A 12,346-nucleotide genomic window follows, 5' to 3' on the forward strand; every position below is an offset into this window, starting at 1 on the left:
GGTAAATGGAACACATGACACTGCTGCTCGCGATTGTGATCGCAACAGCTCTCGTGTTCGATTTCACGAACGGTTTCCACGACACCGCCAACGCGATGGCCACCACCATCTCGACCGGCGCCCTGAAGCCCAAGACGGCGGTCGCCATGTCCGCCGCGCTCAACCTGGTCGGCGCGTTCCTGTCAGTGGAGGTCGCCAAGACGATCTCCGGCGGGATCATCGACGAAAAAGGCATCAGAACCGAGGTGATCTTCGCGGCGCTGGTCGGCGCCATCCTGTGGAACCTGCTGACCTGGCTGCTCGGCCTGCCGTCCAGTTCCTCGCACGCCCTGTTCGGCGGACTCATCGGCGCCGCGGTCATGTCGGCGGGCTGGTCCTCGGTGCACGGCTCGACCGTCGTCACCAAGGTGCTGCTCCCCGCGGCCGCCGCCCCGCTCGTCGCGGGCGTCGCCGCACTGCTCGCCACCAAGCTGACGTACCGGATCAACCGCCGCACCGGCGAGAAGGCCACCGCCAAGGGCTACCGCGCGGGCCAGATCGCCTCCGCCGGCCTCGTCTCGCTCGCCCACGGCACCAACGACGCCCAGAAGACGATGGGCATCATCACCCTCGCCCTGGTCGCGAGCGGTGTGCTGCACCCGGGTGCGAACCCCCCGCTGTGGGTCATCGTCTCGGCCGGCCTCGCCATCGCGCTGGGCACCTACCTCGGCGGCTGGCGCATCATCCGCACCATGGGCAAGGGCCTCACCGAGCTCAGGCCGCCGCAGGGCTTCGCCGCCCAGACCGGCGCCGCCGCGGTCATCCTGACCTCCTCGCACCTCGGCTTCTCGCTCTCCACCACCCAGGTCTGCACCGGCTCGGTCATGGGCGCGGGCCTCGGCCGCAAGGGCGGTGTGGTCCGCTGGTCCACCGCCACCCGCATGGTCGTCGCCTGGTGTCTGACGCTGCCGGCGGCCGGACTGGTCGGCGCGGGCGCGGAGTTCCTCACCCGGCAGGGCACGTGGGGCATCGCCGCCGTCGCGGTGCTCCTGGTCGCCGGTGCGGGCATCATCTGGTCGCTCTCGCGCCGCCAGCCCGTCGACCACACCAACGTCACCGCCGACGCGCCCGCCGAAGCGGCCGAGCCCGCCGGTGTCATCACCACCGCGATCGCCGCGGTCACCCCGCCGCCGACCGGCGCCGCCGCCGCGGCCACCGACCTCAAGGCCACGATCCAGGCCCCGGCCCCGGTGACCCCCGCCGACCCGCCCCGCCCGGCGACGGTCTGACCAGGTACAGGTAAGGAATCCTCATGCACATCGACTGGGCGGCTCTCGGCTCCGTCTTCGGCGTCAGCCTCGTGGTGACCGTCGGCCTGGTGGGCCTGTTCACCCTCGGCATCGTCGGCCTCGCCAAGCAGGAGGCCGCGGCCGCCGGCTCCGGCAACGTGGCCCTGGCGCGCACGAGTGCGTACGCCTGCTTCGCGCTCTGCGCGGCGGCCGTCGGGTACGGGATCTACTTGATCGTCGGCTGACCCGCACCGCACTCGCGAACCGCCCTCCGGCTCCGTCGGGGGGCGGTTCGCTGTGTGTCTCGGCACACTCTCGCGCCGCAGGTCAACGGCAAGTTGACGGGTGTTCTCGGTGCGTGGTGGACTGCACCGGCCAGCTACGGCGGCAGAAGAGGAAGCAGGTGCGAATCCGGCGCGGTCCCGCCACTGTCACCGGGGAGCCAATCCCCGCGAGCCAGGAACTCTCACCGCCGGTCACGTCGTACCAGGGCGCGGACACCCTGAGTGAGGACATACCGCCATGCGCGCCTGCCTGTTGAGAATCACCGCAGTTCCACGCGACGGCCTGGCGGGCTGAGCCCGTGCGGGCCGATCGCAGCTTCGCGTACGGCGCCACGGCCGGACTCCTCGGCGACCTCCTGCTCGGCGATCCGCGCCGTGGGCATCCGGTCGCCGCGTTCGGGCGGGCGGCCGGCGCCGTCGAGCGCGTGCTGTGGCGCGACCACCGCGGGTGGGGCGCGCTGCACACCGTCGTGTGCGCGGGCGGCGCCGCGGGCGCCGCTGCCCTCCTTTCCCGCGCCGTACGAGACCGTCCCGCCGCGGCCGCCGCGCTGACCGCCGCCGCCACCTGGATGGTGCTGGGCGGCACTTCGCTGGGCCGCGAGGCGCGGGCCATCGGCGGCGCGCTGGCCGCGGGCGATGTGGAGGTGGCCCGGGAGCGGCTGCCGCACCTGTGCGGGCGCGACCCGCAGTCCCTGGACGCGGACGGGATGGCCAGGGCCGTCGTGGAGTCGGTCGCCGAGAACACCTCGGACGCGGTGGTCGGCGCCCTGGTGTGGGGCGCGCTGGCCGGAGTGCCCGGGCTCGTGGGGTTCCGGGCGGTCAACACCCTGGACGCGATGGTCGGGCACAAATCGGCCAAGTACCGCAGGTACGGCTGGGCTTCGGCGCGCCTGGACGATGTCGCGGGCTGGCCGGGCGCCCGGCTCACCGCCGTCCTCGCTGTGCTCGCCGGGCCGGACACGAGGGGCGCCATACGGGCCTGGCGCGCCGATGCCGCCCGGCACCCGAGCCCCAACGCGGGCCCGGTCGAGGCCTCGTTCGCGGGGGCCCTCGGCGTACGCCTGGGCGGCACGCTCTCCTACGGAGGGCGCGTCGAGCACCGGCCGGTCCTGAACGCATCCGGGCGGGCCGTCGAAGTCGCGGACATCGAGCGGGCGGTACGGCTCTCGCGCCGGGTGGGCTGGCTGACGCTGGCCGCCGCCGTCGCCACGAGGGCCGCTGTGAGGAAGGGACGTACATGGGTGGCGGGCTGCTGATCGCGGGCACGACCTCCGACGCGGGCAAAAGCGTCGTCACGGCCGGGATCTGCCGCTGGCTGGTGCGCCAGGGCGTCAAGGTCGCGCCCTTCAAGGGGCAGAACATGTCGCTGAACTCGTTCGTCACACGCGGGGGCGCGGAGATCGGGCGGGCGCAGGCGATGCAGGCGCAGGCGGCGCGCGTGGAGCCGAGCGCGGTCATGAACCCGGTGCTGCTCAAGCCGGGGAGCGACCGTTCGAGCCAGGTAGTGCTGATGGGCAGGCCCGTGGGCGAGTTGAGCGCCCGCGGCTACCACGGAGGCAGGCAACAGGCACTGCTCGGCACCGTCCTGGAGTGCCTGGAGGAGCTTCGGGGCACGTATGACGCCGTGATCTGCGAGGGGGCGGGCAGCCCGGCCGAGATCAATCTGCGGCGGACCGACATCGTCAACATGGGTATCGCGCGGGCCGCGCGGCTGCCCGTGGTCGTGGTCGGCGACATCGACCGGGGCGGGGTGTTCGCCTCGTTCTTCGGGACGACGGCGCTACTGAGCCCCGAGGACCAGGCGCTGATCGCCGGGTACGTCGTCAACAAGTTCCGGGGCGATGTGTCCCTGCTTGAGCCCGGCATCGAGATGCTGCGCGGCCTCACCGGCCGGCCCACCTACGGGATCCTGCCGTACGCCCACGGCCTCGGCATCGACGAGGAGGACGGCCTCAGGGTGTCGATGCGCGGGGCGGTGCGCGAATCGGTCGTGGCGCCGCCGGTCGGCGAGGACGTGCTGCGCATCGCGGTGTGCGCGGTGCCGCTGATGTCCAACTTCACGGACGTCGACGCGCTCGCCGCCGAACCCGGCGTGGTCGTCCGCTTCGTGGACCGGCCCGAGGAACTCGCCGACGCGGACCTGGTGGTGGTGCCGGGAACGCGCGGCACGGTCCGCGCGTTGGAGTGGCTGAGGGAGCGGGGGCTGGCGGCAGAGCTGGTGCGCAGGGCGGCCGAGGGGCGCCCGGTGCTCGGAATCTGCGGCGGTTTCCAGCTGCTCGGCGAACACATCGAGGACGAGGTCGAGTCGAAGGCGGGCTCGGTGGCGGGCCTCGGCCTGCTGCCCGTACGGGTGCGGTTCGCCGCCGAGAAGACGCTCGCGAGGCCCGTCGGCGAGGCCTTCGGCGAGCAGGTGGAGGGGTACGAGATCCACCACGGCGTCGCCCAAGTCCTGGGCGGGGAAGCCTTCTTGGACGGTTGCCGGGTGGGCGCGGTCTGGGGCACGCACTGGCACGGCTCGCTGGAGAGCGACGGGTTCCGGCGCCGGTTCCTTGAGCAGGTCGCCCAGGCCGCGGGCCGCCGGTTCGTGCCCGCCCCCGACACGTCGTTCGGCGCGCTGCGCGAGGAACAGCTGGACCGGCTCGGCGACCTGATCGAAGAACACGCGGACACCGACGCCCTGTTGAGGCTGATCGAGCAGGGCCCGCCCGCCGGGCTGCCGTTCATCCCGCCGGGGGCGCCGTGAGCGCGCCCCGCAGAGCCGGCGAGAGCCTGCCGCACCCCCTGCCCGGCCCCGCCGGCAACGATCGACCGCCCCTCGAAGGAGTGATCAGCACATGAGCACCCGGTATCCGTTCACCGCCGTCGTCGGCATGGACGACCTGCGCCTTGCGCTGCTCCTGAACGCCGTCAGCCCGGCCGTGGGCGGTGTCCTCGTCCGGGGCGAGAAGGGCACCGCGAAGAGCACGGCCGTCCGGGCCCTCGCGGATCTGCTGCCCGAGGTGGCGGTGGTGGCGGGCTGCCGCTTCAGCTGCGACCCCGACGCACCCGACGCGCAGTGCCCGGACGGGCCGCACGAGGCCGGACCGGGCGCCGCCCGCGCCGCGCGCATGGTCGAGCTCCCGGTGGGCGCCTCCGAGGACCGCCTGGTGGGCGCCCTCGACATCGAGCGCGCCCTCGGCGAGGGCGTGAAGGCCTTCGAGCCGGGCCTGCTCGCGGACGCCCACCGCGGCATCCTGTACGTGGACGAGGTCAACCTCCTGCACGACCACCTCATCGACCTGCTGCTCGACGCCGCCGCCATGGGGTCCTCGTACGTCGAGCGCGAAGGCGTCTCCGTACGGCACGCCGCGCGGTTCCTGCTCGTGGGGACGATGAACCCCGAAGAGGGCGAGCTGCGGCCGCAGTTGCTCGACCGGTTCGGCCTGACCGTCGAGGTCGCCGCCTCCCGCGAGCCCGGGCAGCGGGTGGAGGTGGTGCGGCGCCGGCTGGCGTACGACGACGACCCGGCCGCGTTCGCCGCGCGCTGGGCCGGCGAGGAGGGCGAGCTGCGGGCCCGGATCGTGACCGCGCGCGAACTCCTGCCCTCCGTCGTGCTCGGGGACGCGGTGCTGCTGCAGATCGCCGCCACCTGCGCGGCGTTCGAGGTGGACGGGATGCGCGCCGACATCGTCATGGCGCGGACCGCGACCGCGCTGGCCGCCTGGGACGGGCGTACGGACGTGACGTCCGAGGACGTGCGGCAGGCCGCGCTGCTCGCGCTGCCGCACCGGCGCAGGCGAAACCCCTTCGACGCGCCGGGACTTGACCAGGACAAGCTCGACGAGACCCTGGAGCAGTTCAAGGACGAGACCGAGGGTGACGACGATCCGGATCCGGGCCCCGAAGGACCGGGCGGTCCCGGCGGGGGCGGTGGCATCCCGCCGCAGGGCGACTCCCCCGAGAACCCGGCCGAGGCCCCGGAGGCCGCCGAGGCTCCGGAGGCGGCCGGCTCCCCCGCCCCCGGCGGCCCCGGCGAGCGGGCCGCGGTCAAGGCCGCCGAGCCGTTCCGTACGAAGATGCTGAGTGTGCCCGGTCTCGGCGAGGGCGCGGCGGGCCGCCGCTCGCGGGCCCGTACCGACCACGGCAGGACGACCGGTTCGCGGCGGCCCCAAGGGGCCCTCACCAAGCTGCACTTGGCGGCGACCGTGCAGGCCGCGGCCCCCCACCAGCGGGCGCGCGGCCGTTCGGGCCGCGGTCTCGTGGTGCGGCGGGACGATCTGCGCCAGGCCACCCGCGAGGGCCGCGAGGGCAACCTGGTGCTGTTCGTGGTGGACGCGTCCGGGTCGATGGCGGCCCGGCAGCGGATGAGCGCGGTCAAGGGCGCGGTGCTCTCGCTACTGCTCGACGCCTACCAGCGGCGCGACAAGGTCGGTCTGATCACCTTCCGCGGCAAGGACGCCGAGGTGGCGCTGCCGCCCACCTCGTCGGTGGACGCGGCGGCGGCCCGGCTCGAATCGCTGCCCACCGGCGGCCGCACCCCGCTGGCGGCCGGGCTCCTGAAGGCCCATGACGTGCTGCGCGTGGAGCGGCTGCGCGACCCGTCGCGGCGGCCGCTGCTCGTGGTCGTCACCGACGGCCGGGCGACCGGCGGCCCCGAGCCGGTGGCGCTCGGCGCGCGGGCCGCCCGGCTGCACGCCGCCGAGGGCACCGCGTCCGTGGTCGTGGACTGCGAGTCGGGGATGGTCCGGCTCGGGCTCGCCGGGGAGCTGGCGCGCGAGCTCGGCGGGAGCGCGGTCACGCTGGATGAGCTGCGCGCGGATTCCATCGCCGGTCTCGTCAAGGACGTACAGGGAACATCGAGGAGGGCCGCTTAATGCCGCAGGGACAGGTCAGTGTCGTACCCGAGGACGGTCTGACGACTCGTCAGCGCCGCAACCGGCCGCTGGTCATGGTGCACACGGGCGTCGGCAAGGGGAAGTCGACGGCCGCGTTCGGGATGGCGCTGCGCGCCTGGAACCAGGGCTGGCCGGTCGGGGTGTTCCAGTTCGTGAAGTCGGCGAAGTGGAAGGTCGGCGAGGAGAACGCGCTGAAGGTGCTCGGGGCGTCCGGCGAGGGCGGCCGGGTGGACTGGCACAAGATGGGCGAGGGCTGGTCCTGGATCCAACGGGAGCCCGCCGAGGGCGAGCCCAGCCACGAGGACAAGGCCCGCGAGGGCTGGGAGCAGGTCAAGCGCGACCTGGCGGCCGAGACGTACACGTTCTACGTGCTCGACGAGTTCGCCTATCTGCTGCACTGGGGCTGGGTCGACGTCGAGGAGGTGGTCTCGGTGCTGCGGGACCGCCCCGGCACCCAGCACGTGGTCATCACGGGCCGCAACGCGCCGCAGCACCTGGTGGACTTCGCGGACCTGGTGACGGACATGTCCAAGGTCAAGCATCCGATGGACGCCGGCCAGAAGGGCCAGCGGGGCATCGAGTGGTAGCACGTCTCGTCATCGCGGCGCCCGCGTCGAGCAGTGGGAAGACCACGGTCTCGACGGGGCTCATGGCCGCGTTCAGCTCCGCCGGGCTCGCCGTGTCACCGCACAAGGTCGGGCCCGACTACATCGACCCCGGGTACCATGCGCTCGCCACGGGCCGGGTCGGCCGCAACCTCGACGCGTACATGTGCGGGCCCGAGCTGATGGGCCCGCTGTTCGCACACGGCTCGCGCGGCTGCGACCTCGCCGTGATCGAAGGCGTGATGGGCCTGTACGACGGCGCCGCCGGGCAGGGTGAACTTGCCTCCACCGCGCAGGTGGCGAAGCTGCTGCGGGCGCCGGTGGTGCTGGTCGTGGACGCGTCCTCGCAGTCGCGGTCGGTGGCGGCCCTGGTGCACGGCTTCGCGTCGTGGGACCCGCAGGTGCGGATCGGCGGCGTGATCCTCAACAAGCTGGGCTCGGACCGTCACGAGGCGCTGCTGCGCGAGGCGATGGAGGAGGTCGGGGTGCCGGTCCTCGGCGCCCTGCGCCGCGCTCCCCAAGTCGCCTCGCCCTCCCGGCACTTGGGCCTGGTGCCGGTCGCCGAACGGCGGGCGGATGCGGTGGCCGCGGTGGCGGCGATGGCGGAGCAGGTGCGGGCGGGCTGCGACCTGGAGGCCCTGCTCGCACTGGCCCGGTCGGCACCGCCGCTGGGGGTGACCGCGTGGGACCCGGCCGACGGGCTGGGAGTCTCCGCGGACCTCAGCCGAAATCAAGCCCGTCCGGCGTTTGAGGACTGGGGGTCTGGGGGCAGAGCCCCCAGTTCGGGAAGGGGCGGGGTGGGGAAAAGCTCCGCGCAGCGGCCCATCGTCGCCATGGCCGGCGGACCCGCGTTCACCTTCTCCTACGCCGAGCATCCCGAACTGCTCACCGCCGCCGGCGCAGAGGTGGTCACCTTCGACCCGCTCCGGGACGAGGAACTGCCGCCCAACACCGCAGGGTTGGTCATAGGCGGCGGTTTCCCCGAGATGTACGCCGCCGAGCTGTCGGCCAACGAACCGCTCAGGAAGGCCGTCGCGGAACTCGCCCGGAGCGGCGCCCCCGTGGCCGCCGAATGCGCGGGACTGCTCTACCTCGCGAGGTCCCTGGACGGGCAGCCCATGTGCGGCGTGCTCGACGCCGACGCGCGGATGTCGGGCCGCCTCACCCTGGGCTACCGCGAGGCCGTGGCGGTGCAGGACAACAGCCTGGCCGCCGCCGGAACCCGGCTGCGCGGCCACGAGTTCCACCGCACCGTCATCGAGCCCGGCGCCGGCGCCACCCCCGCCTGGGGTCTGGTGCACCCGGAGCGCCGGGTCGAGGGCTTCGTACAGCAGGGTGTGCACGCGAGCTATCTGCACACGCACTGGGCGGCCCGCCCCGAGGTGGCCCGCCGCTTCGCCGAGGGCTGCGCCAGATGACGCGCTCAGCCCGCCATGCCCACCACCAGCCAGATGAACCCCACGCCCGCGACGGTGCACAGCAGCGTCGACAGGGCGGGGTGCTCGTGGTGGGCCTCGGAGAGGATCTCGGCGGCGGCCAGGTACAGGAGCACGCCGCCGAAGAAGCCCAGATAGCTGCCGAGCAGCTGCTCCGGAAGGGTGAACAGCAGGGTGGACGCGGCGCCCAGCATCGGGGCCACCGCGTCGGCGACCAGCATCGCCACCGCCTTGCGCTTCTCGTTCCCGTACAGGCTGGTGATCGTGTACGTGTTGAAGCCGTCGGCGAAGTCGTGGGTGATCACGGCGAGAGCCACGGCAGCGCCCATGCCGCCGCCCACCTGGAAGGCCGCGCCGAGCGCGATGCCATCCATCAGGCTGTGCCCGACCATCGCGGACGCGGCCGTGAGGCCCACCTGGGGAACCCTTTCGTTGCCCGCTCCGTGGGCGGCCTGGCGGACCGCGAGCACCCGCTCCACGACATGTGCGAAGAGGAAGCCGCCGACGAACAGAAGCAGCGCCCGCGGCACGCCGAACACGTCCTCACCGGCCGCGTTCAGGGCCTCCGGCAGCAGGTCGAGCCCGACCACGCCGAGCATCAGACCGCCCGCGAGCCCGAGCACGAGGTGGCGCCGGTCGGTGACCCGCTGGGCGGTCCAGCCGCCCACCAGGGTCATCAGGAACGCGCCGAGCGCGACGATTACCGCCATGCGCCCTTGCTAACCGACCCGGCCCGTACTCCGCATGTCCACTCCCCGTCCCGGACCGCCAACCATTCTTAGGGAACCCCGCCATGGCCGACGACGCCACCCGCGGCAAGGCCGCCCCCGCCCCGCAGGACGCGGGGGCCCTTCTCGTCGTGGGGGTCGGCGCCTCGACGGGTGTCTCCGCCGACGAGGTGCTGGGGCTGGTCGAGGCCGCGCTCACGGCCGCGGGCCTCGCCGGGTCCGCCGTGGCCGAGCTGGCCACCGTGGCGGGAAAGGCGCGGGAGCCGGGGATCCTCGGGGCGGCGGCGAAGCTCGGGGTGCCGATCGTCTCGTACGCCGCCGACGAGCTCGCGGCGGTCCGGGTGCCGCACGGGTCGGACGCGGTACTGGCCGCCGTCGGAACCCGTTCCGTGGCGGAGGCCGCCGCGCTGGCCGGGGGCGGCGAACTGCTCGTCCCCAAGCGGAAGTCGAGCCCCGGGGGCCGGGCCGCGATGGCGACCTGCGCGATCGTGCGACGCCGCGCCCCCGCATCGCCGTACGCCGACGGCCGCGACGGGCCCCCCACCAGCAGCGAGGAAGCCATGCCCGTACCCGCGACCGAGGCCCCGTACGGTCCGGGCCACCACGGGGGCCCCGAGGCCCAGCACGATTCCCGGCACCTCGGGGACCCCGAACCGCAACCCCACCACGATCTGCGGCACCACGGTGACGCCGAAGTCCGGGACGACGGGGGCGAGTTGACCGATCTGGCGGTCAATGTCCGCACCGGCACTCCCCCGGCCTGGCTGCGGGAGCGGATCGCCGGGTCGCTGACCGGACTGGCCGCCTACCCGGACGGCCGGGCGGCGCGCGCGGCGGTGGCGGCGCGGCACGGGCTCGACGCGGAGCGGGTGCTCCTCACGGCGGGCGCCGCGGAGGCCTTCGTCCTGCTGGCCCGCGCCCTGACGTACCGTCACCCCGTCGTCGTGCACCCGCAGTTCACCGAGCCCGAGGCCGCGCTGCGCGATGCCGGGCACGAGGTACGGCGGGTGCTGCTGCGGGCCGAGGACGGCTTCCGGCTTGATCCCGCGGCCGTCCCGGAGGAAGCGGACCTGGTGGTGGTCGGCAACCCGACGAACCCCACCTCCGTACTGCACCCCGCCCGCACCCTGGCCCAACTCGCCTGCCCTGGGCGGACGTTGGTGGTGGACGAGGCGTTCATGGACGCGGTGCCGGGCGAGCGCGAGGCTCTCGCGGGCCGGACCGACCTCCCCGGCCTTGTGGTGCTGCGCAGCCTGACCAAGACGTGGGGGCTCGCCGGGCTTCGGATCGGGTACGTACTGGCCGACCCCGGGACGGTCGCCGCGCTCCAGCGGGCCCAGCCGCTGTGGCCGGTGTCGACCCCGGCGCTCGTCGCGGCCGGTGCCTGCGTGGAGCCCCGCGCGCTGGCGGAGGCCGAGGCGGCCGCGGTGCGGATCGCCGGAGACCGGGCTCATCTCCTCGCGGGCCTCGGGGAGTTCGACGAGGTGCTGGCGGTGGAACCGGCCGAGGGTCCGTTCGTCCTCATACGCGTCGAGGGCGCGGCGGAGGTCAGGGAGCGGCTGCGCGGCCTCGGCTTCGCGGTCCGGCGCGGCGACACGTTCCCGGGCCTCGGACCCGAGTGGCTGCGCCTCGCGGTACGCGACCGCCCCACCACCAACCGCTTCCTCCAGGCCCTCGACCAGGCCTTGGCCCTCGACAAGCACTGAGGAGCGCGGCGGACATACGCACGCGGGGCGAGCGGCGCGCATCCCTCGCACCGCCCGCCCCCTCCAGCCCCCGCTAAGCGGTCTTGTGGAAGTCCGCTGCGGCACCACGCCCTGAAGGGGCGCGGGGAACTGCGCGACCAGCCACGCACAGCCCGCAGCCGACAACTCCCCACGCTTCCCCGCGGAACGCTCAGTGCTCCGTGCTCAATCGGACCGGTTGCCGCGCCCCCGGCTCAGGACCAGCGCGCCCGCACCGCCCACGAGCAGGACCGCGGCCCCGCCGACGAGGTACGGGGTGGCCGAACTCCCGCCCGTCTGCGCCAGTTTGGTGTCCGCCGCGACGCTCTGCGTCTTCACATCCGTACCGGCCGGAGCCTTCGCCGGGTCGCCCTTGGCCACCGTGGTGCCGCCCTGTCCGGGCTGTTCGGGCGGCTCGGGCGTTTCGCAGGTCGCCTCGGCGAGGGTGACCTCGCCCTTGACGTCGGCGACGTTCAGATGGAGCGGGTTGACCGACACCTTCAGCTGAAGAGCGACGGCCGCGGCGGTGCGCGAGGCGGTCGTGGTCTTCGACAGGTCGAGGATGACCTCGCCGACCCCGGGCACCCGCACCCGCGTCGTGCCGCCCGAGGACAGGGTGACCTTCCGGCCGAGCACGGTCACCGCACCCAGCACATTCGACTTGGCGACCGGCGCCCGGCCCGCCTCGCAGACCGCGCTGGAGGTCACCTCGCCGACCTCCACGAGGGAGAGCAGCGGCAGCCCCGGCACATGCAGCCGGGCGTTCACGAGCCGGGTGGAGCCCTCCGCCCTCTTGGCGTCGGCGCTCGCCCTGGCCGTGGCGACGTCCGCCTTCAGCACATTGACGGGCTGACCGCCGCTCACCCCGTCCAGTTTCACGGTCAGCGCGGTCTGCTCGGCCCCGGCCGGCGCCTGCACCTCGTTGAGCGTGGCCTTGAGCGGTACGTCGACCGCCTTGTCGAGCAGGGAGACGTCGAGCCCGGTGCGCAGCACGACGGCGCTCGCCCGGCCGCCGCCGTCGCCGGGTCCGCCGGTCGCCCGCGCGGGCGCGGCGAGCAGCAGCGGCCCGGCGGCGAGCGCCACACAGGCCGCGATCGCGGCGGAGCGGCGGCCGGCGGGACGACGGGCGGCCGGACCGTGCGCGGGCAGGCGGAAGTTGTTGCTGTTCAAAGTGGTGGAACCCCCACAGGAGACATGGCTGTCCGGGCGCCCGCCACGGGGACTCGTGGGACTCCTGCGAATCGTGGGGCGCGCCGGTGACTTGAGACACCGGAATCTTTACGCACGGAGAGTGAACTGGCAGTAGCCTGCCGTGAGTTCACCCCAAAGGATGGTTTCCGCGCCTGCATTCGATTCTTCTGGCGCGGGAGCGCCCAACTGTCACCCCCGTCACCGCCCCGCACCCCCTACGCCGCCCCACCACCCCG

Annotated in this window: 10 protein-coding genes and 1 riboswitch; of the genes, 8 read left to right on the forward strand and 2 right to left on the reverse strand. The window is 73.8% G+C overall.

The features are described 5' to 3' along the window. Nucleotides 1-5 precede the first annotated feature (5 nt). From ACIBK6_RS06895 to ACIBK6_RS06925, 7 genes are all read left to right on the forward strand, one after another. Nucleotides 6-1,268: an anion permease gene (locus tag ACIBK6_RS06895; RefSeq protein WP_399049434.1), complete on the forward strand. Its 1,263-nt coding sequence runs from the start codon at nt 6-8 to the stop codon at nt 1,266-1,268. Between the two features lie 23 nt (nt 1,269-1,291). After that, the gene (locus tag ACIBK6_RS06900) at nt 1,292-1,513 is read left to right on the forward strand and encodes a hypothetical protein (RefSeq protein ID WP_399049436.1); all 222 of its coding nucleotides are present in this window, start codon (nt 1,292-1,294) and stop codon (nt 1,511-1,513) included. A gap of 99 nt (nt 1,514-1,612) precedes the next feature. Beyond that, nucleotides 1,613-1,755: riboswitch (cobalamin riboswitch) on the forward strand. A 96-nt stretch (nt 1,756-1,851) separates the two neighbouring features. Further along, the gene (locus tag ACIBK6_RS06905; protein WP_399049438.1) at nt 1,852-2,808 is read left to right on the forward strand and encodes a cobalamin biosynthesis protein; all 957 of its coding nucleotides are present in this window, start codon (nt 1,852-1,854) and stop codon (nt 2,806-2,808) included. Then, on the forward strand, nt 2,790-4,295 hold the full coding sequence (locus ACIBK6_RS06910) for a cobyric acid synthase (protein WP_399049440.1): 1,506 nt from the start codon (nt 2,790-2,792) through the stop codon (nt 4,293-4,295). The genes ACIBK6_RS06905 and ACIBK6_RS06910 overlap by 19 nt, the downstream gene beginning before the upstream one ends. A 91-nt stretch (nt 4,296-4,386) precedes the next feature. Beyond that, nucleotides 4,387-6,405: a putative cobaltochelatase gene (locus tag ACIBK6_RS06915; RefSeq protein WP_399049442.1), complete on the forward strand. Its 2,019-nt coding sequence runs from the start codon at nt 4,387-4,389 to the stop codon at nt 6,403-6,405. Next, complete coding sequence (cobO, locus tag ACIBK6_RS06920) at nt 6,405-7,013, forward strand: cob(I)yrinic acid a,c-diamide adenosyltransferase (protein WP_399049444.1); 609 nt, start codon at nt 6,405-6,407, stop codon at nt 7,011-7,013. The genes ACIBK6_RS06915 and cobO overlap by 1 nt, the downstream gene beginning before the upstream one ends. Beyond that, entirely contained in the window at nt 7,007-8,449 is a 1,443-nt protein-coding gene (locus ACIBK6_RS06925; protein ID WP_399049446.1) for a cobyrinate a,c-diamide synthase, read from the forward strand. The genes cobO and ACIBK6_RS06925 overlap by 7 nt, the downstream gene beginning before the upstream one ends. Nucleotides 8,450-8,454: 5 nt before the next feature. Here the strand turns inward: ACIBK6_RS06925 and ACIBK6_RS06930 are convergent, their stop codons facing one another. After that, a complete protein-coding gene (locus ACIBK6_RS06930; protein WP_399049448.1) occupies nt 8,455-9,177 on the reverse strand; it encodes a ZIP family metal transporter in 723 nt (240 codons plus the stop codon). Nucleotides 9,178-9,260: 83 nt separating this feature from the next. On the opposite strand from ACIBK6_RS06930, the gene cobC reads away from it, so the two are divergent. Next, nucleotides 9,261-10,901, forward strand: coding sequence for an Rv2231c family pyridoxal phosphate-dependent protein CobC (cobC, locus tag ACIBK6_RS06935; protein ID WP_399049449.1), 1,641 nt, complete (start codon nt 9,261-9,263; stop codon nt 10,899-10,901). A 204-nt stretch (nt 10,902-11,105) separates the two neighbouring features. On the opposite strand, the gene ACIBK6_RS06940 is transcribed toward cobC, so the two are convergent. After that, a complete protein-coding gene (locus ACIBK6_RS06940) occupies nt 11,106-12,089 on the reverse strand; it encodes an SCO1860 family LAETG-anchored protein (RefSeq protein ID WP_399049451.1) in 984 nt (327 codons plus the stop codon). Nucleotides 12,090-12,346 lie beyond the last annotated feature (257 nt).

The organism is Streptomyces sp. NPDC050485, from assembly GCF_044458185.1.
GTDB lineage: Bacteria > Actinomycetota > Actinomycetes > Streptomycetales > Streptomycetaceae > Streptomyces.

What these genes read in the sequence shown, in the direction of transcription:
- cobO (WP_399049444.1), top strand. Translation starts at nt 6,405, where the DNA reads ATGCCGCAGGGACAGGTCAGTGTCGTACCCGAGGACGGTCTGACGACT.
- cobC (WP_399049449.1), top strand. Translation starts at nt 9,261, where the DNA reads ATGGCCGACGACGCCACCCGCGGCAAGGCCGCCCCCGCCCCGCAGGAC.
- ACIBK6_RS06900 (WP_399049436.1), top strand. Translation starts at nt 1,292, where the DNA reads ATGCACATCGACTGGGCGGCTCTCGGCTCCGTCTTCGGCGTCAGCCTC.
- ACIBK6_RS06910 (WP_399049440.1), top strand. Translation starts at nt 2,790, where the DNA reads ATGGGTGGCGGGCTGCTGATCGCGGGCACGACCTCCGACGCGGGCAAA.
- ACIBK6_RS06915 (WP_399049442.1), top strand. Translation starts at nt 4,387, where the DNA reads ATGAGCACCCGGTATCCGTTCACCGCCGTCGTCGGCATGGACGACCTG.
- ACIBK6_RS06895 (WP_399049434.1), top strand. Translation starts at nt 6, where the DNA reads ATGGAACACATGACACTGCTGCTCGCGATTGTGATCGCAACAGCTCTC.
- ACIBK6_RS06930 (WP_399049448.1), bottom strand. Translation starts at nt 9,177, where the DNA reads ATGGCGGTAATCGTCGCGCTCGGCGCGTTCCTGATGACCCTGGTGGGC.